Here is a 24,026-nt window from a genome sequence, read left to right as displayed (position 1 = left end):
ATCCTGGAATGCATGTTGGTATACAAGTAGCAGTGTTCATGCCAAATCATGAAAACCCTGTTTTCACAGGGCTTTCAGACGCCCCCCTCCCACTCAGCCCGGCACTGCCGGCACCGCTTGTGTGCAAGAAAGCGGTTTCCGCACCACCGGCGGGCACGGCAATCAGCCGCGCACCGCCCAGAAGGTAAGCCGCCGCTCCAGCCATTCGAACGCCTGGTACAGCACGATGCCCATGGCGCCCACCACCACCAGGCCGGCGAACACCAGCGGCACCTCGAAGCGGCTGCCGGCCACCATCATCATGTAGCCGACGCCGGCGTTGGCGGCCACGGTCTCGGAAATCACCGAGCCCACGAAGGCCAGAGTCACCGCTACCTTCAGGGCAGCGAAGAAGTACGGCAGGGTGCGCGGCAGCCCCACCTTGCGCAGCACCGTGAGTCGGTTGGCGCCCAGGGAGCGCATCAGGTCGTTGAGTTCCGGTTCCACCGTGGCCAGGCCGGTGGCGATGTTGACCACGATGGGAAAGAACGAAATCAGAAAGGCGGTGAGGATCGCCGGCACCGTGCCGATGCCGAACCAGATCACCAGGATCGGCACCAGGGCCACCTTGGGAATGCTGTTGAACGCCACCATCAGCGGGTACAGACCGGCGTAGATTTTTTCGCTGGCGCCTACCGCCAGCCCCAGCAGTACGCCGAAACCGATGGCCAGCGCCAGCCCCACCAGGGTGGTCATCAGGGTTTGCAGGGAGTGCTGCAGAATCGGCTCCCACTGCGCCACCAGGGTGGTGGCCACCAGGGACGGCGCCGGCAGAATGAACGTCTTGATCTGGAAAGTGCGCACCACGCCCTCCCACATCAGGAAGGCGCCCAGGGTCACCAGCCAGGGCAGCACCCGGCGGTTGAGCATCCAGTCAGCCATGGGCGGGCTCCTCGGTGTTTCGCGTTTCCACGGTTTCGCGCACTTCCACGATGTGCCCGCGCAGGCGCTGCACATACTCCACGAAGTCGGCGTCGAAGGTGCCCTCCACGGTGCGCGGCCGGGGCAGCGCGATGTCCTCGCGGTGCACGATGCGCCCCGGGCCCTTGGAAAACACATAGACGGTATCGGCCAGGTAGACCGCCTCGCGCAGATCATGGGTGACCAGCACGGTAGTGGGGCGGCGCTCCCGCCAGATGGACTGCACCAGGCCCCAGAGGTCTTCCCGGGTAAAGGCGTCCAGGGCGGCGAAGGGTTCGTCCAGCAGCAACAGGTCCGGTTCGTGGATCAGGGCGCGGCACAGGGAGGCGCGCTGCTGCATGCCGCCGGACATTTCCCAGGGGTAACGGTGGGCGTATTCGCCCAGGCCGAGGCGTTCCAGTAACGCCAGGGCGCGCTGGCGGTATTCGGCGCGGCGGGCGCGAAACCCGGTGGGCCCGCTCACCACCTCCAGGGGCAGCAGCACATTGTCGAGCACCGTGCGCCAATCGAGCATGGTGCTTTTCTGGAAGGCCACGCCGACGGCGCCCCGGGATGCCCCCGGCGCCGCGCCGCCCACGGTGACGCGGCCGCCGGTGGCGGTTTCCAGGCCGGCGATCAGCCGCAGCACCGAGCTCTTGCCGCAACCGCTGGGGCCCACCAGGGCGACGCTGCCGCCGCTGGGCACGGTCAGGGAAATGTCCACCACCGCCGGCGTTTCGCTGCGCGCGTAACACAGGGTGGCGTTGTCCAGTTCGATAAAGCCTTCGCTCATTGCGGTTTCTCCACGATCACCGCCAGCGGGCCGCCGCCGTCCGGCCCCTGATGTTCGGCGCCGCCGGACACGAACAGGGCCAGGTCGCCGGTGCGCCCACCCAGCACGCCGCCCACCAGGGCGCGGGCATGGCGGGTGGCGTTGATGTCGCTGTCGTCCCACATGGTGTGGCGGCGGCCACGGATCTCGCCGCTGCGCGACGGTTCCGCCTTGGCCAGCAAGGCGCGCAGCTCGCCGCCGCCCAGGGGCGCCAGGGCGCGATCGAGAGCCTCGCCGTCTAGAGCGTCGGCCATCACGTCGTGACCAATGCGCAGGGCCGGGTCCCAGCCCGGGGCGTTGCCCAGCACCAGGATCTCGTTGCGCATCAGCTCGATGCCGGCGGAGGTGCTGGCGCGGCCGGACCAGAGTGCGAAGTCATGGCAGATGGCGGCGTCGCTGAGCGCGTGCTCGTCCACCTCGCCCAGGGCCAGGGCCACGCCCAGGGCCGAGGCGCCCCGGGAATAGCCCATGGATTCGTAGGTATCGGTGGTGGCCACGGTGGCGCCGCGCTGGCGCGCCTGCTCGCAGCGGGCGGCGGTGAGCAGCGGGCATTTGATCTGCACGTAGTGCACGTCCCCGGCCCGCTCGATGCCGGCGCTGGCCATGGCCCGGCGCACCGCCTCGGCGGTGGCGCGTACCTGGTCCAGGCGGCCGATCTGTTCCGGCGCGAACGTTTCGGTGAAGGCGATGCCCGCCGCCAGACCCGGCTGCTCCGGCACCGGCGAAGCGGCGTCGTCCACCTCGAACACCAGCCAGTGCGGCGACAGGCCGCCCTCGGTACCCCCGGACATGACGAAGGCGATGCGCTCGGCCACGGTGTCCTCGGGCAGAGCCAGGCGCTCGGCGAAGAAGCGCTTGAGCACGGTGGTGGCGAAGGCCCGGGTGAAGTCGTTGACGCAGCCGTTGCCCTCGGTCTTGCCGAGCACCGCCACCACCCGTTCCGGGTGCAGGCGGCCATCGGCCAGGGCGTCGCGCAGCGGCGTCAGGTCATCCGGGCCGGCGCAGGGAAAACGCAGAACACGGGTTCTCATTGCGCCACGCTCCGGTCCTTCAGGGCGTCCAGGAATTCACCGTCGAACACCTGTTCCGGCGCCGGCGGGTTGTCCAACTCCAGGGCTTCCGCCACCACGTCGATGGACGCGGCAAGCCGCTCCGGGTCCACCGCGCCCAGGCCGTTTTCCTTCACTTCCTCCGTGATCAGCTGGTTGTCGATCAAAAAGCGCATGCGGCGCTCTTCCAGATCCACGTTGATCAGGCTGTCCTTCTTGCGCAGCGCCTGGGCGGCGGCCAGCGGGTCATCAATGCTCGCCTTGAGGCCGCGATGGCTGGCGCGCACCAGGCCCTGGACCACCTCCGGCTCCTCCTCGATCATGCGCTCGGTGACGATCAGGCCGTTGCTGTACAGCGGCACGCCGTAGTCGGAGTAATAGAAGATGCGGATGTCGTCCTCGTCGATGCCGAGCTTGAGCAGGTTCGGCAGGGCGCTGGGCGGGAAGCCGGCGATGGCGTCCACCTTGCCCTGCACCAGCATGGCTTCACGCAGATTGGGGGCCACGTTCTCGAAGCGGATGGCGTCGCTGTCCAGGTCGGCGGCTTCGGCGAACAGCGGGAACATGCGGTAGGCGGAATCGTTGGCCGGCGCACCGATCGCCTTGCCTTCCAACTGTTTCGGCGTCTCGATGCCGGATTCCTTGAGGGTGATGATCGCCAGCGGCGGCCGGTTGTAGATCATGTACACCATGCGCTGGCGGTTGTCCGGATGGCGGGCGTTGAATTCGATCAGGGTGTTGATGTCGCCGAAGCCGGCCTCGTAGCTGCCACCGGCGATGCGCGTGATCACCGCCGAGGAGCCCTCGCCGGCGTCCACGGTGACGTCCAGGCCCTCTTCCTCGAAGTAGCCGCGCTGGGCGGCCAGAACGAAGGGCGCGTTGGAGGCTTCGAAGGCCCAGTTGGCGGTGAAGCGCACCTCGCGCTCGGCGTGGGCGGCGGACGCCAGCGACAGGCTCAGCGCCGCCAGCAGCCCCAGGAAGAAAAAGACGGGCCGGGGCCGGCCCGCGGACGGTAACAAAGCGGTTCTCGGTTGCATGGAAATCTCTCTCCTCGCGCCCGGCCCCATGCCTGGGCGTTCAATGCGAGGCAAGATAGAATTCCCGGAGCGAGGCCGACCAGCGTTATTTTTACCGCATAGCGCTGCCTTTTCGGCATCACCACCTCGGACAACGCCGGACCATGCCCCATGCAGAACATCCGCTTTCTTCGCTACATCGACGCGGTCGCCCGCAGCGGCTCCATCCGCAAGGCCGCCGAACAATTGAACGTGGTGTCCTCGGCGGTGAACCGCCGCATCCTGGACATCGAGGAGCAGATCGGCACGCCCCTGTTCGAGCGCCGCGCCCGGGGCGTGCGCCTTACCGCCGCCGGCGAGCTGTTCGTGGCCTACGCCCGCAAGCAGATGGCGGAGCTGGAACGCACCCTCTCGGAAATCGAGGACCTGCGCAGCCTGCGCCGGGGCGAGGTGCGCATCGCCGCCATCGAGGGCATGGCGGCGGAAATGCTGCCCCGGGCCATCCATACCTTCCAGAAGACGCACCCGAAGATCCGCTTCACCACCTTTATTTGCGGGCGCGAGGAGGTTTATCAGTACCTGAAGGAATTCCGCGCCGACATCGGCCTGGTGTTCAACCCGCCGCCGGACCCGGAGATACGCACCCTGATGGACGTGGAGCAGCGGCTGTGCGCCTTCGTGTCGCCGGACCATCCGCTCACTGATCGGGACAAGGTGCGGCTGTCCGATTGCGTGGCCTATCCGCTGGCGTTGCCGGACCGCACCCTGGGCGGGCGCGCCTTGCTGGATGAATTCCTGGCGCGGCGTTCGCTGCGTCTGGAGGCGGCGCTGGAGTCCAACTCCTTTGAGATGATGCGCAACTTCGCGGTGAAGAGCGGCGGCGTGTGTTTTCAGATTCAGATCGGCATGCCGCCTTCGCATCTGCCCGGCGGCATGCGCGCTCTGCCGCTGGCGGATCGGGGATTGAGCCGGGGGCGGCTGGTGTTGGGCATGGAGCATTCGCGGGCGCTGCCGGTGGCCACCGCCCGGTTCGTGGAGCACCTCAAGAACGAGCTGGCCGACGCCGTCGGCTGAATGTTGGGGTGGCGCGCGTCCCGGTGTGACGTCCCGGTGTGACGTCTCGGTGCGGGCCCTCCAGCGGGGCCGCGTCTCGGTGTGGGCCCCTTTCCGGGAACGTCGTGAATCCGTCCCTGGAGACTCCCGGTCAAACATCCTGTTTGACAGGGTCCCGGAAAGGGGCCCACACCGAGACGCTTCGAGGTAGCGTCCCGCGCGGCTCCGTAGGATGCCGTCGCCAGTTGGATATGGTTGTAGGAGCGACTTTAGTCGCGATTCACGCCCGTGCCATCTTCATCGCGACTAAAGCGGAACGCCGCCCGGTCGCTTCTACAACTACCACGCCCAAAGAAGCCGTCGCGTTGAGGATCACCGGTCAGGCCGCCGCTCCACGGCCGCACAAAAACGGTGCCGGGCGCCCCGTGATGAAGCAGGAAGCGGGGAGCGGGTCCGCGCGGGCGGGTCGGGCTTGCCGCCGCCAGCGCCCGTGAACGCTGGCCCCGGGACGTTCGCCGGCAAGCTGGCACCGGCCTTGCACCGTTCAGCATACCTACTGGTATACAACGAGGTATGCGAACGTGCTTGGCTGGACCATCGATCAATGGCGCTCCGCCTACCGGCGTAAAAAGCTGACGCCGGTTGCCGCCATGAAGGCGCTGTCCGCGCAACTGCAGGACAGCGAACGGGCTCTCTGGATTCACCTGCTCGACGAATCCAGTCTGCTCGCCCAGGCGGAGCGCCTCAGCGATCCGTCCCTGCCTCTGTACGGCGTGCCCTTCGCGGTGAAGGACAATATCGACGTGGGCAGCCTGCCCACCACCGCCGCCTGCCCGGCCTACGCCTACACCGCCAAGGAAACCGCGCCGGCGGTGCAGGCGCTGCTGGACGCCGGCGCCATTCTGGTGGGTAAGACCAACCTGGATCAGCTCGCCACCGGCCTGGTGGGGGTGCGCTCGCCCTACGGCGAGGTGCCCAACCCGTTCAACGGCGACTATGTCACCGGCGGTTCCAGTTCCGGTTCCGCCGCCGTGGTCAGCCTGGGGCTGGTGCCCTTCGCGCTGGGCACCGACACCGCCGGTTCCGGCCGGGTGCCGGCGGCGCTCACCAACATCGTCGGCCTGAAGCCCACCAAGGGCAGCATGAGCACCCGGGGCGTGGTGCCGGCATGCCGTACCCTGGATTGCATCAGCGTGTTCGCGGTGAGCGTGGACGACGCGGAAACCGTGTTCGATATCTATAAGGGCTACGACGAACGGGACGGCTACGCCCGCCACGCGCCGTCCGGCGTGCCCACCGCCTTGCCGGAAAAACCGCGCCTGGGCGTGCCCAAGGAGACACCCTGGTTCGGCGATGACCAGGCCGCCGCCGCCTGGCAACGGCAACTGGAGGAACTGGACGCCATCGCCGAGCTGGTGCCCATGGATCTGGAGGTGCTCCACGAGGCCGCCCGCCTGCTCTACCAGGGCCCCTGGGTGGCGGAGCGCTATACCGTGGCGGAGCCGTTGCTGGATCAGCCCGACGCCCTGCTGCCGGTGATCCGCGACATTATTCTGCCGGCCCGGGACATGAGCGCCGCCGACGGTTTCCGCGCCCAGTACAAACTGGCCGACCTGCGCCGCCAGGCGGACCAGCTGATGGCGGACATCGACGCCCTGGCGGTGCCCAGCACGCCGGGCATCTACACCCGGGCGGCGGTGAACGCCGACCCGGTCACGCTCAACAGTCAGCTCGGCACCTGGACCAACTTCGTCAATCTGCTCGACATGTGCGCCCTGTCGCTGCCCGGCGGGCTGCGCGATGAGGACCGCCTGCCCACCGGCATCACCCTGATCGGCCCGGCCTGGTACGACGCCGCCCTGGCGGAGTTCGGCCGCCGCTGGCAGCGCCACCGTCCGTGGCGGGCCGGCGTCACCGACCAGCAGCCGCCGCTGCCGCAGGCGGAAGACGACAAGGAACGGGACGACGGCACCGTCACCGTGGCGGTGGTGGGCGCGCACCTGTCCGGCATGCCGCTGAATTACCAACTCACCGAACGCAACGGCGTGTTGCTGGAAACCACCCGCACCGCGCCCTGCTATCGCCTGTACGCCCTGGCCAACACCACGCCGCCCAAGCCCGGCCTGATCCGCGCCGACGACGGCGCCGCCATCGAGATCGAGCTGTGGAAGCTGCCGGTCACCGAGTTCGGAAGTTTCGTGGCGCTGATCCCCGGCCCGCTCGGCATGGGCACCCTGGAAACCGAGGACGGCCGCCAGGTGAAAGGCTTCATCTGCGAAGGCTGGGCGATTCCCGACGCCAAGGACATCACCGCCCAGGGGGGCTGGAGAAACTACATAAAGGGGTTATGAAATGGCTTTGAAGAAGGTCCTGATCGCCAACCGCGGCGAGATCGCGGTGCGCATCTGCCGCACGCTCAAGAGCATGGGCATCGCCTCGGTGGCGGTGTACTCCGACGCCGACCGCAACAGCCAGCACGTGGCCGCCGCCGACGAGGCGGTGGCGCTGGGCGGCCAGACCGCGGCGGAAAGCTACCTGCGTACCGACCTGATTCTGCAAGCGGTGAAGGACACCGGCGCCGACGCGGTGATCCCCGGCTACGGCTTTCTCTCCGAGAACGCCGACTTCGCCGAGGCCTGCGCCGCCCAGGGCGTGGTGTTCGTGGGGCCGACGCCGGACCAGCTGCGCCGCTTCGGCCTCAAGCACGAGGCCCGCGCCCTGGCGGAAGCCGCCGGCGTGCCGCTGGCGCCGGGCACCGACCTTCTGCAAAGCCTGGATGACGCCAAACAGGCCGCCCACCACATCGGCTACCCGGTGATGCTGAAAAGCACCGCCGGTGGCGGCGGCATCGGCTTGAGCCGCTGCAACGACGAGGCGGGACTGGTGGCCGCGTTCGAATCCGTGAAGCGCCTGGGTGAAAGTTTCTTCTCCGACTCCGGCGTCTTTATCGAACGGTTCGTGGCCCGCGCCCGCCATATCGAAGTACAGATCTTCGGCGACGGCCAGGGCAAGGTGCTGGCCCTGGGCGAACGGGAATGTTCCCTGCAACGGCGCAATCAGAAAGTGGTGGAGGAAACCCCGGCCCCCAACCTGCCCCAGGCCACCCGGGAAAAACTGCACGACAGCGCGGTGCGCCTGGGCGAATCGGTGAACTACCAATCCGCCGGCACGGTGGAATACATCTACGACGACGAGCGCGACGAATTCTATTTCCTGGAGGTGAACACCCGCCTGCAGGTCGAGCACGGCGTCACCGAAGCCGTGTTCGGCGTGGACCTGGTGGCCTGGATGCTGAAGCTGGCCGGTGGCGAAAGCGTGCCCCTGGACCAGGACTACCGGCCCGATGGCCACGCCATGGAAGTGCGCATCTACGCCGAGGACGCGCTCAAGGATTTCCAGCCCAGTCCGGGCGAGCTCACCGAAGTATCGTTTCCTGAAAATATCCGCCTGGACGGCTGGGTGGATACCGGCACCGAGGTGAGCCCGCACTACGACCCGATGCTGGCCAAGGTGATCGTGCACGGCGCCGACCGCGCCGCCGCCCTCGACAACATGCGCGACGCCCTGGCCGCCACCCGCCTGTCCGGCATCGCCACCAACCTGGATTACCTGCGCCAGATTCTGCGCGACCCGGCGGTGGCGGAGGGCAAGGTTTCCACCCGCTATCTGGAAAGCTTCCAGTACACGCCCACCGCCTTCGAGATCGTCGACCCGGGCACCTACACCACGGTGCAGGACTACCCGGGCCGCGCCGGCTACTGGGACATCGGCGTGCCGCCGTCCGGCCCCATGGACGACTACGCGTTCCGGATCGGTAACCGCATCGTCGGCAACCACGCCAGCGCCGCCGGCCTGGAAGCCACCCTGGTTGGCCCCTCCCTGCGCTTCCACAGCGACACCGTGATCGCAATCACCGGCGCCGGCTGCGACGCCACCCTGGACGGCGAACCGGTGGCGCTCTGGCAACCGGTGGCGGTGAAGGCCGGCCAGACCCTGGTTACCGGCAAGGTGACCAGCGGCTGCCGCACCTATATCGCCGTGCGCAACGGCATCGACGTGCCCGACTACCTGGGCAGCAAGTCCACCTTCGTGCTCGGCCGGTTCGGCGGCCACGGCGGACGTACCCTGCGCAAGGGCGACGTGCTCTCGATCTGCCAGCCGCGACTGGCGGGCTGCCCCACCCCCGCCCCGGAGCATGAACCGGCGGCGCCGGATGCCGCGCTGATTCCGGATTACCCGCAACAGTGGGAAATAAAGGTGCTGTACGGCCCCCACGGCGCGCCGGACTTTTTCACCGAGGAGGCCATCGAGGAATTCTTCAGCGCCGACTGGCAGGTGCACTACAACTCCAACCGCCTGGGCATCCGCCTGGTGGGCCCGAAGCCGAGCTGGTCCCGCACCGACGGCGGCGAGGCCGGCCTGCACCCGTCCAACATTCACGACTGCGAATACGCCGTGGGCAGCGTCAACTTCACCGGCGACTTCCCGGTGATCCTCACCAAGGACGGCCCCAGCCTGGGCGGCTTCGTGTGCCCGGTGACCATCGCCAAAGCGGAACTGTGGAAGGTGGGGCAATTGAAACCCGGCGACAGCATTCGGTTCGTGCCGATGGCGTTCGATGAGGCGCTGGCATTGGAGAAAGCGCGGGATCGGGCGATTGAGACCCTGGAGCCGGAAGGCGCCTGGGAAGAGCCGGTTACCTTGGGAGGATCGCGACTGAAGTCGCTCCTACAGCAAGACTCCACGTCGGCGACGATGTTGGCCGAGCTGGACGCCACCGACCAGGCACCGCGCATCACCTACCGCCAGGCCGGCGACAAATACATTCTGATCGAGTACGGCGACAACGTGCTGGATCTGGACCTGCGCTTCCGCGTCCACGCCCTGATGGAAAACCTCAAGGGCGACCGGGTGGAGGGCATTCTGGAACTGTCCCCGGGCGTACGCAGCCTGCAAGTGCACTACGATTTCCGGGTGATCCACCAGACCGACCTGGTGAAAACCCTGCTGGCCCGGGAAGCCGCCATCGGCTCCGTGGCCGACATGGTGGTCACCTCCCGGGTGCTGCACCTGCCCCTGGCGTTCGAGGATAGCGCCACCCTGGACGCGGTGAAACGCTACCAGGAAACCATTCGCAGCGACGCCCCCTGGCTGCCCAATAACGCGGAGTTCATCCGCCGCATCAACGGGCTGGATTCCATCGAGCGGGTCAAGGAGATCGTCTACCAGGCCAGCTACATGGTGCTGGGCCTGGGCGACGTTTACCTGGGCGCCCCCTGCGCCGTGCCGGTGGACCCGCGCCACCGGCTGATGACCTCCAAGTACAACCCGGCGCGCACCTACACCGCCGAGGGCACCGTGGGCATCGGCGGCGTCTATATGTGCATCTACGGCATGGATTCCCCCGGCGGTTACCAACTGGTGGGCCGCACCCTGCCGATCTGGAACAAGCACCTCAAAAACCGCCAGTTCAAAACCGGTGAGCCCTGGCTGCTGCGCTTCTTCGACCAGGTGCGCTACTACCCGGTCAGCGAAGACGAGCTGGCGGGCATGCGCGACGCCTTCCGCGAAGGCCGCCTGGAAGTGGAGGTTACCGAGGAACAATTTTCCCTGGCGGATTACCACCGCTTCCTGGACGACATCGAACCGGAGATGGTCGCCTTCCGCGAAAACCAGCAGGCCGCCTACCAGAAGGAAGTGGCCCGCTGGCAGGACGAGGACGCGCAAATCGAGTCCGCCATCCTGGGCGGCGGCGGCGCCGACATCGGCGAGGTGGACGGCCACCTGGTGAGCGCCGAAATCAGCGGCAACGTCTGGAAGCTGCTGGTTGAGGAAGGCGCCACCGTGGCGGAAGGTCAGACCCTGGTGATCGTGGAAGCCATGAAGATGGAATTCGAGATCACCGCCAGCGCCGCCGGCACCGTCACCGGCCTGCACTGCCAACCGGGCGCGATCATCAACGCCGGCGATCCGGTGGCGGTGATCGACACGGACGTGGCCTGAAGGAGCGCCCCATGAAGATGGTCCTCAAACCGAACCCGCGCGAGAACCTGGCCGAGCGCATCTACCGCCAGCTCAAGCAGGACATCTTCGATTTCCGCCTGCTGCCCGCCGACCGCTTCAGCGAGAACGAGATCGCCGAGCGCATGGGCGCGTCCCGCACGCCGGTGCGCGAAGCCCTGTTCCGCCTGGAACGGGAAGGCTACGTGGAAGTGCTGGCGCGCAGCGGCTGGCAGGTCAAACCCTTCGACTTCAAATACTTCGAGGAACTCTACGACGTGCGCACGGTGCTGGAATGCGCCGCCGTGCGTCGCCTCTGCGAACAGGAAGGTCCGTCGCCGCAGCTCGAGGAGCTGACCCGGCTGTGGACCACGCCCCCGGACCAGCGACCGACCCAGGTGGGGCCAGTGTCGGCGCTGGACGAACGATTCCACGAGGTTCTGGTGGAAGCCGCCGGCAATCAGGAAATGGCGCGCATCCATCATGACCTCACGGAACGGCTACGCATCATCCGCCGGCTGGATTTCACCAAGCCGCCCCGCATCGACGCCACCTACCAGGAACACGCCGCGATTCTCGAGGCGATCGCCCACCGGCGGGTGGAACAGGCGCAGATGATGCTCAAGGCCCACATCGAGGCCAGCCGCAATGAAGTAAGAAAAATCACCCTGCATATGCTCCACGAAGCGCGCGCCCAAGGCGACGCCCGGGAGTTCGGTACGGATCGGTAACTTCAACAAGGGGAACATCATGAGCATGAAACGGAACCTGAAACGCATCGCCCAGGTGGGGATCGCCGCCGGCGCCATCTCCTACAGTGGCCTGGTGAGCGCCGCCAACACCATCAAGGTGGGCGTGCTGCATTCACTCTCCGGCACCATGGCGATCAGCGAATCCACGCTCAAGGACACCGTCCTGATGATGATCGAGCAGCAGAACGAAAAAGGCGGCGTGATGGGCAAAAAGCTCGAACCCGTGGTGGTGGACCCGGCCTCGGACTGGCCGCTGTTCGCCGAGAAAGCCCGCCAGCTTCTCACCCAGGACAAGGTGGACGTGATCTTCGGCTGCTGGACCTCGGTGTCGCGCAAGTCCGTGCTGCCGGTGGTGGAAGAGCTCAACGGCCTGCTGTTCTACCCGGTGCAATATGAAGGCGAGGAATCCTCCAAGAACGTCTTCTACACCGGCGCCGCGCCCAACCAGCAGGCGATTCCGGCGGTCGACTACCTGCTCAATGACCTGGGCGTGGAGCGCTTCGTGCTGGCCGGCACCGACTATGTGTACCCGCGCACCACCAACAAGATCCTCGAGGCCTACCTGAAATCCAAGGGCATCGGCGATGAGGACATCATGATCAACTACACGCCGTTCGGCCATTCCGACTGGCAGTCCATTGTCTCCCGCATCAAGGAATTCGGCAGCGAAGGCAAGAAGACCGCCGTGGTTTCCACCATTAACGGCGACGCCAACGTGCCGTTCTATAAAGAGCTGGGCAACCAGGGCATCGACGCCGCCGACATCCCGGTGGTGGCCTTCTCCGTGGGCGAACAGGAACTGTCCGGCATCGACACCGGCCCGCTGGTCGGCCACCTGGCCGCCTGGAACTACTTCGAGAGCGTTTACACGCCGGAGAACAATAAGTTCATCGACCAGTGGCACGACTACATCGGCGACGACAGCCGCGTCACCAACGATCCCATGGAAGCCACCTACATCGGCTTCAACATGTGGGTGAAAGCGGTGGAGAAAGCCAAGTCCACCGACACCGATAACGTGGCCAAGGCGATGATCGGCATCGAAACCCCCAACCTCACCGGCGGCACCGCGGTGATGAACAAAAACCACCACCTCTCCAAGCCGGTGCTGATCGGCGAGATCCAGGACAACGGCCAGTTCGCCGTGGTCTGGGAAACCGACGGCCTGGTGGCCGGCGACGCCTGGTCCGACTACCTGCCGGACTCCAAGAACCTGATCGCCGACTGGACCGCCCCGATCAACTGCGGCAACTACAACACCAAGACCAAAACCTGCGGCGGCCAGACCGCCCAATAAGCGAACGCCAACGATTCGCGACCCGCGGGCCGGCGCAGGCCGGCCCGCCTTTTAACGGACGGATTTCGAGGAACCACGATGCAAAGGGTTCTGCTGATTGTATTGCTGTGGCTCGGCGCCACCGGCGTGGCGGGCGCGCAGGCGCCCACCGACGATCCGGCGGCGGCGGACCCGCCCTCGGTGAGCGACGCGCTCGCCGACCTGAAAAGCCGCGACTTCGACATCAAGGGCGCGGCCATTGAAACCATCGCGCGCTCCGGCCACGAGCGGGCCGAGGCCCTGCTGCAGGCACTGCTGGATCGCGGGCTGGTCCACGACCGCGCCCACGACCGCATCGCCCTGGGCGAGCAGGCCGACGGCGGCTGGGCCCTCACCGACCCGCTCACCGGTGACTCCCTGGGCCAGGTGGACGCCCGCGCCGCCCGCCCGGTGATCATCAACAACCGGCTGCGCGAACAGATCCGCAACCTGCAGGCGGTAGCCGCCCTCTCCAATCCGGACAGCGGCCGCCGCCGCCAGGCGGTGCAACGGCTGATCGGCAGCGCCGACCCGACGGTGATCCAGGCGCTCCGCGAACGCCAGGCCAAGGAAGACAACACCGCCGTGGCCGACGCCATCGACACCGCCCTGAGCATCGCCGTGCTGCGCGACCCGGACAGCGACCTGCACGCCCGGCTGGCCGCCATCGACGCGGTGGCCGGCAGCCTGGAGCCGGCGGTGAAAAACGTGCTGCGCGACCGCGCCACGCAAACCGACGCCGCCGCCGAACGCAACGCGGCGGAGAAAGCGCTCAAGGCCATCGACGCGCGCACCGCCCGCTACGAAACCGCCGATACCATTTTCTTCGGCCTTAGCCTGGGCTCGGTGCTGCTGCTGGCGGCCATCGGCCTGGCCATCACCTTCGGCGTCATGGGCGTGATCAACATGGCCCACGGCGAGCTGATCATGCTGGGCGCCTACACCACCTATGTGGTCCAGCAGATTTTTCCCCAGGGCCATGAATGGTCCCTGCTGATAGCGATCCCCGCCGCCTTTCTTGTCTCCGCCCTGGTCGGCATCGTCATCGAACGCTGCGTGATCCGCTTTCTCTACGGCCGCCCCCTGGAAACCCTGCTCGCCACCTTCGGCGTCAGCCTGATCCTGCAGCAGGCGGTGCGGCTGATCTTCTCGCCGCTGAACCGCAGCGTGGTGACCCCGGACTGGATGAGCGGTGCCCTGCAAATCAACCCGGTGTTCTCGCTCACCTACAACCGGCTCTACATCATCTTCTTCGCCCTGGCGGTGTTTCTCACCCTGCTTACCGTGCTCAAGAAAACCCGCCTCGGCCTGCAGGTGCGGGCCGTGAGCCAGAACCGCATCACCGCCCGGGCCATGGGCATCCGCAGCGAACGGGTCAACGCCCTCACCTTCGGGCTCGGTTCCGGCATCGCCGGCATCGCCGGCGTGGCCCTGGCCCAGCTCACCAACGTGGGCCCCAACCTGGGCCAGGCCTACATCATCGACTCCTTCATGGTGGTGGTGTTCGGCGGCGTAGGGAACCTGTGGGGCACGCTCACCGCCGCCTTCGGCCTGGGCATCGCCAACAAGTTCATCGAACCGCTGGCCGGCGCCGTGCTCGCCAAGATCATGGTGCTGGTGTTCATCATCCTGTTCATTCAGCGCAAACCGCGCGGGCTGTTCCCGCAGCGCGGTCGGGCCGCGGAGGATTCATGAGACATTCCGACTTCAAGACCGCGCTCACCGACCACGCCGCCAAGCTGTTCCTGGGCGTGCTGTTCGGCGCGGTGATCATCGTCGCGCTGCTCAACCTGCTGGTGCCGGCGGACTCCGCCCTGCACGTGAGCAGCTACACCGTCACCCTGCTGGGCAAGTACCTGTGCTACGCCCTGCTCGCCCTGGCCCTGGATCTGGTATGGGGCTACTGCGGCATTCTCAGCCTGGGCCACGGTGCCTTCTTCGCCCTGGGCGGCTACGCCATGGGCATGTACCTGATGCGCCAGATCGGCGACCGGGGCGTCTACGGCAACCCGGAGCTCCCGGACTTCATGGTATTTCTGAACTGGGATCAATTGCCCTGGTACTGGCACGGTTTCGACCATTTCGGCTTCGCCCTGCTGATGGTGGGTCTGGTACCCGGCGTGCTGGCTTTCGTGTTTGGCTGGCTGGCGTTCCGCTCCCGAGTCACCGGCGTCTATCTGTCGATCATCACCCAGGCGCTCACCTACGCGCTGATGTTGGCGTTCTTCCGTAACGAGCTGGGGTTCGGCGGCAACAACGGCCTCACCGACTTCAAGGACATCCTCGGCTTTTCGCTGCAGGCGGACGGCACCCGGGTGGCCCTGCTGCTCGCCTCGGCACTCGCCCTGGGCGGTGCCTTCGTGCTGTGCCGCTGGATCACCGGCACCCGCCTGGGCCGCACCGTCATGGCGGTACGCGACGCGGAATCCCGCGCCCGCTTCCTGGGCTACCGCACCGAACACTACAAACTGTGGGTATTCACCTTGAGCGCGGTGCTGGCCGGCATCGCCGGGGCCCTTTATGTGCCCCAGGTGGGCATCATCAACCCGGGCGAGTTCTCCCCGCTCAACTCCATCGAGCTGGTGGTGTGGGTGGCCGTGGGCGGCCGCGCCACTCTGTACGGCGCGGTGATCGGCGCCATCCTGGTGAACTACGGCAAGACCGTGTTCACCGGCGTGATGCCGGAAGCCTGGCTGTTCGCCCTGGGCGGCCTGTTCGTGGCGGTCACCGTGTTCCTGCCCCAGGGTCTGGTGGGCCTGGCGAAAAATCTGGCCCGCAAGAAGAAAACCGAAAAGGACGAGGAGGCCCACCATGAGCCGGCCTGATTCCTTCGCCGCCAACCTCCGCGAGACCTTCCGCCGCGACCAGGTGTTCGGCCCGCTGCGCCCGGGCACCCGCCCGGTGTCCCCGGGGCACCTGGACACCGGCGGCAAGCACATCCTCTACATGGAGGACGTCACCGTCAGCTTCGACGGCTTCAAGGCCCTCAACGACCTGACGCTGTACATCGAGCCGGGCGAACTGCGCTGCATCATCGGCCCCAACGGCGCCGGCAAGTCCACCATGATGGACGTGATCACCGGCAAGACCCGCCCGGACACCGGCGTCTGCTACTTCGGCCAGACCCTGGACCTGACCGCCATGAGCGAAACCGACATCGCCACCGCCGGCATCGGCCGCAAGTTCCAGAAACCCACCGTGTTCCCGGAACACACCGCCCTGGAAAACCTGGAGCTGGCCATGGCCGGGCCCAAGGGCACCTGGCACGCCCTGCTCAAGCCGGTCACCGGCGAACAGCGCGACTGGATGGCGAGCACCCTGGATACCGTGGGCCTGCTGGGTGAGCGCGACCGGCTCGCCGGCGCCCTCTCCCACGGCCAGAAACAATGGCTGGAAATCGCCATGGTGCTGATGCAGAAGCCGGAACTGCTGCTGGTGGACGAACCCATCGCCGGCATGACCCGCCAGGAAGTGGAACGCACCGCCGAACTCCTGCAAGGCCTGGCCGGCGAACACTCGGTGATGGTGGTGGAGCACGACATGGAGTTCATCCGCTCCATCGCCAACACCGTCACCGTGCTGCACCAGGGCAGCGTCCTCGCCGAGGGCAGCATGCAGCAGGTGCAAAACGATCCCAAGGTGATCGAGGTCTACCTCGGCGAATCGAGCAGTTGAATATTGCAAGTTAAAAGTTGAAGAACGCGGTCGGGGCACACGAATCACCCGACCGTTACCGAACTTCAACTTGCAACTTGTAACTTTCAACTCTCCTCTACGGAGAAAGGAACATGCTGAAACTACAAGGCCTCAACCAATACTACGGCGAATCCCACACCCTCTGGGATCTGGACCTCACCGTCGCCGAAGGTGAATGCCTGTGCGTCATGGGCCGCAACGGTGTCGGCAAGACCACCCTGCTCAAGGCCATCATGGGGCTGCTCCCCGTGGCCTCCGGCAGCATTGAATTCCAAGGCCGCGACCTGGCCAGAAAACCCGCCGAGGAACGGGCGCGCGCCGGCATCGGCTATGTTCCCCAGGGCCGCGAAATCTTCCCCCTCCTCACCGTGGAAGAAAACCTGGAAACCGGCCTCCAGGCCCGCGCCGACCGCAGCCGCAAAATCCCCGAGCGCATCCACGAGCTGTTCCCGGTGCTCCACGACATGCGCCACCGCCGCGGCGGCGACCTCTCCGGCGGCCAGCAACAGCAGCTCGCCATCGGACGCGCCCTGGCCCTGGACCCCAAACTGCTGATCCTGGACGAACCCACCGAAGGCATTCAGCCCAACATCGTCGACATGATCGCCCGGGTGATCAAAACCCTGAACCGGGAAGAAGGCCTCACCATTTTGCTGGTGGAACAGAAGCTGCCCTTCACCCGCGCCGTGGCGGACCACTTCGCGATTCTGGACCGGGGCAGCAAGGTGGCGGAAGGCGGCGTGAACGAGCTTGACAATGAGCTGGTGAAGAAGTATCTGACCGTTTGAAGCGTCGCCTGCCCCCGGGTCAGGCGCGCTCTTCTTCTCGCAGTGTCAGCACCTCGAAGCCATCCGAGGTAACCGCGATGGTGTGCTCCCACTGGGCGGAAAGGCGCTTGTCGCGGGTGACCACGGTCCAGCCGTCCGGCTTGGTGCGCACCGCCGCCTTACCCTGATTGATCATCGGCTCGATGGTGAAGGTCATGCCCTCGCGCAGCACGGTACCGGCGCCGGGCTGGCCGTAGTGCAACACCTGCGGGGCTTCGTGCATCTCGCGCCCGATGCCGTGGCCGCAGTATTCGCGTACCACGGAGTACCCCTGCCGCTCGGCGTAGCGCTGAATCGCGGCGCCGACATCACCCAGCGTAGCGCCCGGTTTGACCGCGCGGATGCCTTCCCACATTGCCTCGTAGGTCTTCTCCACCAACCGCCGCGCATGGGGAGCCACCTTGCCGATCATGTACATCTTGCTGGAATCGGCGATAAAGCCGCCTTTCTCCAGAGTGATGTCCACATTGATGATATCGCCGGACTTCAGGATCTTCTTCGCCGACGGCACGCCATGGCACACCACCTGGTTCACCGAGGTATTGAGCACATACTCGAAGCCATACTGGCCCTTGCTGGCCGGACGCGAGCCCAGCTCATCGACGATGTAGCGCTCCACCCGATCGTTGATCTCCAGGGTGGAAAGACCGGCCGCCACCCAACCATCCAGGTACGCGAACACCGACGCCAGCAGCCGCCCGGACTCGCGCATCAGCGCCAGCTCCGCCTCCGTCTTCAAGACCGCCTCAGCCACCGGCCACCCGCCGTATATCCACCTCGGCCAGCTTCAGCTGCTCGCGCACGATCTCGGAAAAGGACAGCTCAGGATTGGCCTCCGCCAACATACCGATTTTGATCCAGAACTCGGCCTGGGCGTTGATGGAACGCACCATTACCGAACTGGCTTTGCGGATCTCCTCGTGGAGATCGTCGTTGATCTTTACGATGCCCATGGCCCGACCTATATATGAAACGTATACGAATCATATATACCGAGCCCTCAGCTCGCAACAGGGCATGCCACCAGCAGATGGTAGGTGGTGAAACGCCGGCCCAGCAGCTGGCTCTGGTGCACCTCGCGCGCCATTCTGGCCAGCGACCGGTATTCCGGTCGGCTGCCGAGAAGATGGAAGACGACTTCCGTGTGACCGAACTCGCTGGCCCAGCTCATCAGGATTCTGAATACGGCGATGCCAAGCCCCCAGGCCCTTTGGGACAACACGATCGCCAGTTCGAAGCCATGATCGTCCGGCTGAATCCCGCACCAGCCCGCCAGCTTCCCATCCACGAGAATCCCGCGAACCCGGCAGCCGGGCAGCGCGTCCAGTCGACGCTTCTCCCTTACCCACTCCTGGACGCTGTCCCCGTCGAAGCAGGCGTGATCCACCAGATGCTTTCTCAGCGGCGCCTCGTTCAACACCGCCAGAAGGTCCTTCGAATCCACCCGGGTAAGATCAACCAGTTCCAGGTTGCTCATACCGGACTATCCGCCCGCCGCTTCGGCGTACTGCTGAAGCAAGACGGGGAATTGCTCTTCAGGCGGGAATTCTTCAAAGCCGTGGGTGGCGCCGGTACTGACCCAATCCAGCTTCTCCTTGGTGAAAGTCTCGATGAACGGGCGGTAATCGGCGGCGTTGTCGAACATCGTGCAGCGCACATTCACGAAATCCGCCTCACCCTCCGGCCGGGTGAACAGCCAGCTCATGCAGTAATCGCAGAAGAAATGCCGTGTGGCGCCATGCAAACCGCCGATCACCGGCTCCCCCCGCGTGACGCTAAACGCCTCACCGGGGAACAAGGCACTCAGACTGAACGCACTGGACGACATACGCTGACAACCGGTGCAATGACAGGCCATGGTGACCATGGGCCTGGCGTGAACCTCGAATTCAACCCGCCCGCAGCGGCAGCGCCCCGTGGCGCTCAAGGAAACGTCCGACATAACAAAGGACCTCTTCATGGAAATATCAGGCGCCGCTTCCGGAGCCCTCCTCACGGATCTTCAAACCATGGTGGTCCGCCATGGCCACCAGCGCCGACTCATCACCCCGGATCTCCCACTCGAACCAGTTGGTCCACTCCATCACCAGTTCCTGGCCGTCTTTGCGAAGAGTGTAGCTGTCGAAATCGATGCCCTTGTCAAAGGCCAGGGGCGAATACTCCCTCACCTTCTTCCAGCCGCTGCGTCTCAGCGCTTCGAGAAGCTGGTTTCCCTTTTCCGTATCAAGCTCGATCAACTTCATTCCGCAAGACACCTCATGCTCCGACGTCTGAACGCCGAACCGCCCCAGCATCCGCCGCACATAGCGGGTGTCCGACCACAGGCGCTCGTCCTCCGCCTGTATGCCCATGCCGTTGGCGATGGCCTTCATCTCCCCGTAGCTTTTGCCGAGAATGTTGGCCACGGAGGCAATGCCGCAACCGGAGACTTCTTCCTGTACAACGCAGCCAATCACTTCTATTACTCTAATCCCGCCGTTGCCATAATGAAGGCAACCCGCTCCTCAATGCCGACGCGAGGCACTTCCACGGTTTCGTAGCCCCACCGCTCATACCACCGCTTCATCCCTTCGAATACCTCCACGGACTCCTCGAAGGTCTGGTCTCGCTCCGAGTCCGTGCCGTAGATTTCCTGCCACGGCGGCAGCAGAAACACGGGATTGTGGTACGGGAACCGCTGAACCAGACCGGCCGCTTCGTCTTCCGTGATCGCGGACGCCAGGTCCAGCATGTACAGCGCGTCCAGCACACCCCGGTCGAAGAAGGTTACGCCGTGGTGAGCGGCCGCGATCCGATACTGTTCGATGTCCGCATCCAGGATCTCCCTGGCGAAGGCGGAAGCCTCCGGTCGCGGCGGCAGCCCGGCCGTCAGCCTTGTCTTTATGATCCGCCGCGCGGCCTCGGGCGCCACGCGATGGCCTCGCGCCGCGAGAGCATCCAGCAGGGTGGTTTTGCCGCCACCAGGACCACCGGTGGCCACGAACCGTTTACTCATAGGAACGACAAGCTCCCTTCCGCCGGGAAACAAAGGTACTCCGCCTATTTGCTTTCCGGCATTGTTTGATTCAAGGCAGCCACAAGGGCCGGAATGTCGAAACCACTTTCGCTGATTGATTTCGGCACCACATAGTAGAGTCTTGGCATGGAAAAAATGATTACGTAGCGATCATTCTGGCGCCACTTATGGATCGCATCCCAGCGCAGCAGCCCCTCGCCGTCCCGGGAGGAGAAGGAAACGCCCTCCTCTCTCAACTCAACGGTGAACTCCTGGTGCATCGCCTTATATTTATCGTAGTGCCGCCCAAGTAAATACGGCGATACGAAAAGCTGGACCGCCAGGAAAAAGACAATCCAACCGATCAAACCACCGACGATGGCCGCGCTGATGGCGGGCGGCGCATAAACCGCCACGACCAGAAGGACAGCGAACACCATTACCGAGACAATCACGACTTTCACCGTGGGCCGGGCGTACAGCCTGCCCGACGCCACATAGTCCTTTTTCGAAATGTGGTATTTCGCCTTCATCGTCACCTTGTCAGCACCTCACATGGGCCAGGATATGTTTCTTCACGTGTTCGAAATCCTCCCGTTTCGGCAATACGCTGGATACGATAGTGAGCTTCCCTTTGCGGTGAGAAATCTTGAAGAAGACCGTCCCTTTGACTTCCTGGACCGAGACTTTTTCCACATCGTTAAAAGGCACCGTGATGATCTTTTTGCTAATGCCGCTCTTTGGTGCCCGAACATACTGATTGGTGATGACGAGCTCTCCCTTTGATGTCAGGCTCTTGAAGATCAGCAGCAAGCCCAACACCGAGAAAGCCGCGAGAACAAGCGTGATCACCCAGTAAAAGATCGTGGCGCCGGTCCGTGAGAAATGGATGCTGCCGTTCAGCACCAACCCCCGATCGTTATCCAAGGAAAAGAAGCCCATGAAGCCGGCAAGCACGCCGAAAAAGACAACGGTGACGACCGCCGCGAGCAGCTTTGGCTTATAGGGGTATCGCTCTTCCATCATTCCAGTTCTCTTTCATTGCATTTATCCCGCCAGGGTGCCTGACCGGACCGGCCATCAACCAAGGCAAGCGACCGATTTATCGCTTCAGCGCGTAAAGTCCTCGACCTCATCGTAAACGGTGACGGAAAGCCGCTCTCCGATCTCACGCATCCCCACCATCTGCGACGGATTCTCCGTGCCCCAGAACGCCTTCCAGTTCTCAATGGCGTCCCACTTGGCGACCGTCAGCACCTCGGTCTTGTCCTCGGGGCCGCGGAGCATGAAGCTGCCGAGCGCCCCCGGCACGGTTTCATGAATTCTGTTCGTGGTGTGCGCCCACGCTTCCTTAAAGCGCGGGAAGTCCTCTTCCGCCACCCGCCACCGGTATACCACCCGAATCACATCCGTCTCCCTATCACAATGATGAGCCGCCGCTCTTGCACAAAGGCAATGGCGGCATTGCGTGCGCGACAACCGCTTTGAATCAGCAGGACCTAAAATGCCCGATCCGCCGCTTTCCGTCGAGCGATCAGCGGGGGCGGATGCGCGAAGCTTGATGCAGCTCTCGGGTAATGCGTAGGCATTGGGGAATTAAGCCATTCGGGCGGGAACTTCTGTACAGCCTGCTCACCGGCCCCCACCGGGGCATCGTCCGGCAGCTGGTCGGCAACGACAACCGCATCGCCCGGGTACGCCGGGCCATCAACTGGATCCGCAACCACCACACAGAACGCCTCACCGTGCAGGCCCTGGCGGAATACGCCGGCATGAGCCAGGCCTCCCTGCACCGGCACTTCAAATCCGCCACCGGCATCACGCCACTGCAATACCAGAAACGCCTGCGCCTGCAGGAAGCGCGCATCAAGCTGCTCTCCGGCGCCGACGTCAGCGACACCGCCTATGCCGTGGGCTACGAGAGCCCGTCGCAATTCAGCCGGGAATACAGCCGCCTGTTCGGCCAAGCCCCCTCCGCCGACGCCCGCCGCCTGCGTGACCAGGCCGCCAGCCCGGCGCAGATCAGTACCGCGCCCTATTGAGCACCGGGTGTGCTACCCGCTCCGCCGGAGTTTCTTTCAACCTTCACTGCGCGCTCTTTCTCAAAGGCCGCGCGGACCACACTGTCCATATTGACAGTACGCAAAATCCAAGTAGACTTTTTGTCTTGAGCCTAGAAACTCCAACAGGCGGGCGAAGCCGCACCCCGGAACGATTGCGGCTTTTTTGTACCCGAAATCCGGGACGTAATGGTCGGGAGGTCCGGCGAATACAACACCTGCTTGCAGGAAATAGTCGGAGCAGTCCCTGTTGCTGTTTCTAGCCTCCCGACCGCCTTATTTACGCAACCTAGAAATTGCACAACAGGAGCACCACCATGAATAAGCGCACCCTCAAGGTCCGCCGAGGCCACTGGGACTATATCCTAAAAAGCACTCCATCCGGCGGAAATCGCGTCACCCCGTTCATTCTTCTAAAAGGCATCTGGCTGGAGCTAGCCGGCTTTGCCGTGGATACGCCGGTATCCATCAGCGTTGAGGATGGACGACTTTCCATCGTTCGAGATTGCAGCCGCTAAGGACCTACAAGAAGAGGCCCCGAAATATCTCGGGGCCTCTTAACGCTCAAACTCAGCCGGCGTTTTGCCGTAGCGAAGCGAAGGCAAAACGGTCGGCTGGAGTGCCTTGTTGGGCTTCACTAACCAGGCAGCTTGGCCGCTAGAACGTCAACCTTCTCGATGGACGGCGGTGTAGAAAAAAGGTCGTCTGCCTGGGCCATGAGGGCCGCGGCAACCTTGCCGGCAAGATGAGCCTGACGGCCTGCCTCATCGGGAAAGGCGTCAAAAATGCCGAACGTGGATGGCCCCAAACGAATGCCAAACCATGCAGTAGTGGCAGGCTCCGCTTGGACTAGCGGAAGCCCGCCCAGCAGAAACTGCTCTACTTCTTTCTCTTTTCCGGGCTTTGCTTCCAAGCGAACGAACAGTGCGACTTTGACCATGGCACGTCTCCTCTGGTTGAGAGTCACCCACTATACCACTGCTGTCCCACAGTTGAAGGGACATAAAGAAAAAGCCTGAACCACCCGGGTACAATGTTTTTGTCGAGAAAACCTTGTATTCCGGGAGGTCCAGGCTTTGTCACATCATAACACCGCGTTTCACCAACTGCTCAAGCCCCTGTCCAGACATGACTTTGAGAGGCTGGCGCGGGAGCACCATCACGGCCAGAAGCTGCGCTCGGCGTCGCGCTGGGATCAGTTCGTCGGCATGGCCATGTCGCAGCTCTCCGGTCGGCAAAGCCTGCGGGATATCCAGTCGAACCTGGAAAGCCAGCGCCACAAGCTTTACCACCTGGGCGCCAAGCCGATCCCGCGTTCGACCCTGGCCCGGATCAATGAGAAGCAGCCGGCGGCGTTGTATCAGGCCCTTTTCGGGCGATTGCTGCAGCACTGCAAGAGCCTGCCGGGGCGGCACAAGTTCCGCTTCAAGAACCCGCTTTACTCACTGGATGCCAGCGCCATCGATCTGTCGCTGAAGCTGTTCCCGTGGGC

The 24,026-nt window shown here is 64.7% G+C and carries 26 protein-coding genes; 12 read left to right on the top strand and 14 right to left on the bottom strand.

The features are described from left to right. Window positions 1-162 precede the first annotated feature (162 nt). The 4 genes from HMJ39_RS08040 to HMJ39_RS08025 are packed head-to-tail and all read right to left on the bottom strand — an operon-like array spanning window position 163 to window position 3,857. On the bottom strand, window positions 163-921 hold the full coding sequence (locus HMJ39_RS08040; protein ID WP_228462229.1) for an ABC transporter permease: 759 nt from the start codon (window positions 919-921) through the stop codon (window positions 163-165). Next, window positions 914-1,732, bottom strand: coding sequence for an ABC transporter ATP-binding protein (locus tag HMJ39_RS08035; RefSeq protein WP_194296908.1), 819 nt, complete (start codon window positions 1,730-1,732; stop codon window positions 914-916). The genes HMJ39_RS08040 and HMJ39_RS08035 overlap by 8 nt, the downstream gene beginning before the upstream one ends. Next, window positions 1,729-2,802 (bottom strand): cyanuric acid amidohydrolase, encoded by a 1,074-nt coding sequence (gene atzD / locus HMJ39_RS08030; protein WP_194296907.1) that lies wholly within the window; start codon window positions 2,800-2,802, stop codon window positions 1,729-1,731. The genes HMJ39_RS08035 and atzD overlap by 4 nt, the downstream gene beginning before the upstream one ends. Further along, complete coding sequence (locus tag HMJ39_RS08025; RefSeq protein WP_194296906.1) at window positions 2,799-3,857, bottom strand: ABC transporter substrate-binding protein; 1,059 nt, start codon at window positions 3,855-3,857, stop codon at window positions 2,799-2,801. The genes atzD and HMJ39_RS08025 overlap by 4 nt, the downstream gene beginning before the upstream one ends. Before the next feature lie 150 nt (window positions 3,858-4,007). Between HMJ39_RS08025 and HMJ39_RS08020 the strand changes: the two genes are divergently transcribed. The 9 genes from HMJ39_RS08020 (at window position 4,008) to urtE (ending at window position 17,440) form a co-directional block, all read left to right on the top strand. Then, on the top strand, window positions 4,008-4,910 hold the full coding sequence (locus HMJ39_RS08020) for a LysR family transcriptional regulator (RefSeq protein ID WP_194296905.1): 903 nt from the start codon (window positions 4,008-4,010) through the stop codon (window positions 4,908-4,910). Window positions 4,911-5,470: 560 nt separating this feature from the next. After that, the gene (gene atzF / locus HMJ39_RS08015) at window positions 5,471-7,240 is read left to right on the top strand and encodes an allophanate hydrolase (RefSeq protein ID WP_194296904.1); all 1,770 of its coding nucleotides are present in this window, start codon (window positions 5,471-5,473) and stop codon (window positions 7,238-7,240) included. 1 nt (window position 7,241) lies between these two features. After that, window positions 7,242-10,892 (top strand): urea carboxylase, encoded by a 3,651-nt coding sequence (uca, locus tag HMJ39_RS08010; protein ID WP_194296903.1) that lies wholly within the window; start codon window positions 7,242-7,244, stop codon window positions 10,890-10,892. Between the two features lie 17 nt (window positions 10,893-10,909). Further along, entirely contained in the window at window positions 10,910-11,620 is a 711-nt protein-coding gene (locus HMJ39_RS08005) for a GntR family transcriptional regulator (protein WP_194296945.1), read from the top strand. 19 nt (window positions 11,621-11,639) lie between these two features. After that, window positions 11,640-12,938: an urea ABC transporter substrate-binding protein gene (gene urtA / locus HMJ39_RS08000; RefSeq protein ID WP_194296902.1), complete on the top strand. Its 1,299-nt coding sequence runs from the start codon at window positions 11,640-11,642 to the stop codon at window positions 12,936-12,938. A 78-nt stretch (window positions 12,939-13,016) separates the two neighbouring features. After that, a complete protein-coding gene (urtB, locus tag HMJ39_RS07995) occupies window positions 13,017-14,651 on the top strand; it encodes an urea ABC transporter permease subunit UrtB (protein WP_194296901.1) in 1,635 nt (544 codons plus the stop codon). After that, window positions 14,648-15,781, top strand: a complete 1,134-nt coding sequence (gene urtC / locus HMJ39_RS07990; protein WP_194296900.1) for an urea ABC transporter permease subunit UrtC — start codon at window positions 14,648-14,650, stop codon at window positions 15,779-15,781. Before urtB ends, urtC begins: the two co-directional genes overlap by 4 nt. After that, window positions 15,768-16,631, top strand: a complete 864-nt coding sequence (urtD, locus tag HMJ39_RS07985) for an urea ABC transporter ATP-binding protein UrtD (RefSeq protein WP_194296899.1) — start codon at window positions 15,768-15,770, stop codon at window positions 16,629-16,631. Before urtC ends, urtD begins: the two co-directional genes overlap by 14 nt. A gap of 113 nt (window positions 16,632-16,744) precedes the next feature. Further along, window positions 16,745-17,440 (top strand): urea ABC transporter ATP-binding subunit UrtE, encoded by a 696-nt coding sequence (urtE, locus tag HMJ39_RS07980; RefSeq protein ID WP_194296898.1) that lies wholly within the window; start codon window positions 16,745-16,747, stop codon window positions 17,438-17,440. A gap of 19 nt (window positions 17,441-17,459) precedes the next feature. Here the strand turns inward: urtE and map are convergent, their stop codons facing one another. From map to HMJ39_RS07930, 9 genes are all read right to left on the bottom strand, one after another. Then, window positions 17,460-18,233 (bottom strand): type I methionyl aminopeptidase, encoded by a 774-nt coding sequence (map, locus tag HMJ39_RS07975; RefSeq protein ID WP_194296897.1) that lies wholly within the window; start codon window positions 18,231-18,233, stop codon window positions 17,460-17,462. Further along, window positions 18,226-18,432 carry a ParD-like family protein gene (locus HMJ39_RS07970; protein WP_194296896.1) on the bottom strand — a complete coding sequence of 69 codons (207 nt, stop codon included), beginning with the start codon at window positions 18,430-18,432 and terminating at the stop codon, window positions 18,226-18,228. Before HMJ39_RS07970 ends, map begins: the two co-directional genes overlap by 8 nt. Before the next feature lie 47 nt (window positions 18,433-18,479). After that, window positions 18,480-18,956 carry a GNAT family N-acetyltransferase gene (locus HMJ39_RS07965; RefSeq protein WP_194296895.1) on the bottom strand — a complete coding sequence of 159 codons (477 nt, stop codon included), beginning with the start codon at window positions 18,954-18,956 and terminating at the stop codon, window positions 18,480-18,482. Between the two features lie 6 nt (window positions 18,957-18,962). Beyond that, window positions 18,963-19,421: a GFA family protein gene (locus HMJ39_RS07960; protein ID WP_194296894.1), complete on the bottom strand. Its 459-nt coding sequence runs from the start codon at window positions 19,419-19,421 to the stop codon at window positions 18,963-18,965. 25 nt (window positions 19,422-19,446) lie between these two features. Next, window positions 19,447-19,884, bottom strand: coding sequence for a hypothetical protein (locus HMJ39_RS07955; protein WP_256245858.1), 438 nt, complete (start codon window positions 19,882-19,884; stop codon window positions 19,447-19,449). A 56-nt stretch (window positions 19,885-19,940) separates the two neighbouring features. Further along, complete coding sequence (locus HMJ39_RS07945) at window positions 19,941-20,474, bottom strand: AAA family ATPase (RefSeq protein WP_194296893.1); 534 nt, start codon at window positions 20,472-20,474, stop codon at window positions 19,941-19,943. A 44-nt stretch (window positions 20,475-20,518) separates the two neighbouring features. Further along, window positions 20,519-21,007 (bottom strand): YcxB family protein, encoded by a 489-nt coding sequence (locus tag HMJ39_RS07940; protein WP_228462234.1) that lies wholly within the window; start codon window positions 21,005-21,007, stop codon window positions 20,519-20,521. Between the two features lie 10 nt (window positions 21,008-21,017). After that, the gene (locus HMJ39_RS07935; RefSeq protein ID WP_194296891.1) at window positions 21,018-21,500 is read right to left on the bottom strand and encodes a hypothetical protein; all 483 of its coding nucleotides are present in this window, start codon (window positions 21,498-21,500) and stop codon (window positions 21,018-21,020) included. 84 nt (window positions 21,501-21,584) lie between these two features. Next, window positions 21,585-21,881 (bottom strand): antibiotic biosynthesis monooxygenase family protein, encoded by a 297-nt coding sequence (locus HMJ39_RS07930; RefSeq protein ID WP_194296890.1) that lies wholly within the window; start codon window positions 21,879-21,881, stop codon window positions 21,585-21,587. Window positions 21,882-22,051: 170 nt separating this feature from the next. Here HMJ39_RS07930 and HMJ39_RS07925 point away from each other — a divergent pair, with 170 nt between their 5' ends. Beyond that, window positions 22,052-22,516: a helix-turn-helix domain-containing protein gene (locus tag HMJ39_RS07925; protein ID WP_194296889.1), complete on the top strand. Its 465-nt coding sequence runs from the start codon at window positions 22,052-22,054 to the stop codon at window positions 22,514-22,516. Window positions 22,517-22,851: 335 nt separating this feature from the next. Beyond that, window positions 22,852-23,052: a SymE family type I addiction module toxin gene (locus tag HMJ39_RS07920; RefSeq protein ID WP_194296888.1), complete on the top strand. Its 201-nt coding sequence runs from the start codon at window positions 22,852-22,854 to the stop codon at window positions 23,050-23,052. Between the two features lie 119 nt (window positions 23,053-23,171). Here the strand turns inward: HMJ39_RS07920 and HMJ39_RS07915 are convergent, their stop codons facing one another. Continuing rightward, entirely contained in the window at window positions 23,172-23,474 is a 303-nt protein-coding gene (locus tag HMJ39_RS07915) for a putative quinol monooxygenase (RefSeq protein WP_194296887.1), read from the bottom strand. 136 nt (window positions 23,475-23,610) lie between these two features. Here HMJ39_RS07915 and HMJ39_RS07910 point away from each other — a divergent pair. Next, window positions 23,611-24,026 (top strand): DUF4372 domain-containing protein (locus HMJ39_RS07910; protein WP_194296886.1); only part of this gene is annotated, 416 nt, incomplete at its 3' end.

Source organism: Alloalcanivorax profundimaris (genome assembly GCF_015265435.1).
GTDB classification, from domain to species: Bacteria; Pseudomonadota; Gammaproteobacteria; order Pseudomonadales; family Alcanivoracaceae; genus Alloalcanivorax; species Alloalcanivorax profundimaris.
The sequence above is the reverse complement of the archived record's forward strand: the minus strand, read 5'-3'. Positions and strand labels throughout refer to the sequence as shown.

Coding starts and splice junctions, on each gene's coding strand:
- HMJ39_RS07940 (WP_228462234.1), bottom strand. CDS start 21,007: ATGAAGGCGAAATACCACATTTCGAAAAAGGACTATGTGGCGTCGGGC.
- HMJ39_RS08040 (WP_228462229.1), bottom strand. CDS start 921: ATGGCTGACTGGATGCTCAACCGCCGGGTGCTGCCCTGGCTGGTGACC.
- HMJ39_RS07915 (WP_194296887.1), bottom strand. CDS start 23,474: ATGGTCAAAGTCGCACTGTTCGTTCGCTTGGAAGCAAAGCCCGGAAAA.
- HMJ39_RS07920 (WP_194296888.1), top strand. CDS start 22,852: ATGAATAAGCGCACCCTCAAGGTCCGCCGAGGCCACTGGGACTATATC.
- HMJ39_RS08020 (WP_194296905.1), top strand. CDS start 4,008: ATGCAGAACATCCGCTTTCTTCGCTACATCGACGCGGTCGCCCGCAGC.
- urtD (WP_194296899.1), top strand. CDS start 15,768: ATGAGCCGGCCTGATTCCTTCGCCGCCAACCTCCGCGAGACCTTCCGC.
- urtC (WP_194296900.1), top strand. CDS start 14,648: ATGAGACATTCCGACTTCAAGACCGCGCTCACCGACCACGCCGCCAAG.
- HMJ39_RS08035 (WP_194296908.1), bottom strand. CDS start 1,732: ATGAGCGAAGGCTTTATCGAACTGGACAACGCCACCCTGTGTTACGCG.
- HMJ39_RS07965 (WP_194296895.1), bottom strand. CDS start 18,956: ATGAGCAACCTGGAACTGGTTGATCTTACCCGGGTGGATTCGAAGGAC.
- urtE (WP_194296898.1), top strand. CDS start 16,745: ATGCTGAAACTACAAGGCCTCAACCAATACTACGGCGAATCCCACACC.
- atzD (WP_194296907.1), bottom strand. CDS start 2,802: ATGAGAACCCGTGTTCTGCGTTTTCCCTGCGCCGGCCCGGATGACCTG.
- urtB (WP_194296901.1), top strand. CDS start 13,017: ATGCAAAGGGTTCTGCTGATTGTATTGCTGTGGCTCGGCGCCACCGGC.
- HMJ39_RS07935 (WP_194296891.1), bottom strand. CDS start 21,500: ATGATGGAAGAGCGATACCCCTATAAGCCAAAGCTGCTCGCGGCGGTC.
- uca (WP_194296903.1), top strand. CDS start 7,242: ATGGCTTTGAAGAAGGTCCTGATCGCCAACCGCGGCGAGATCGCGGTG.
- HMJ39_RS07960 (WP_194296894.1), bottom strand. CDS start 19,421: ATGTCGGACGTTTCCTTGAGCGCCACGGGGCGCTGCCGCTGCGGGCGG.
- urtA (WP_194296902.1), top strand. CDS start 11,640: ATGAGCATGAAACGGAACCTGAAACGCATCGCCCAGGTGGGGATCGCC.
- HMJ39_RS08025 (WP_194296906.1), bottom strand. CDS start 3,857: ATGCAACCGAGAACCGCTTTGTTACCGTCCGCGGGCCGGCCCCGGCCC.
- HMJ39_RS07970 (WP_194296896.1), bottom strand. CDS start 18,432: ATGGGCATCGTAAAGATCAACGACGATCTCCACGAGGAGATCCGCAAA.
- HMJ39_RS08005 (WP_194296945.1), top strand. CDS start 10,910: ATGGTCCTCAAACCGAACCCGCGCGAGAACCTGGCCGAGCGCATCTAC.
- HMJ39_RS07945 (WP_194296893.1), bottom strand. CDS start 20,474: ATGAGTAAACGGTTCGTGGCCACCGGTGGTCCTGGTGGCGGCAAAACC.
- HMJ39_RS07925 (WP_194296889.1), top strand. CDS start 22,052: ATGCGTAGGCATTGGGGAATTAAGCCATTCGGGCGGGAACTTCTGTAC.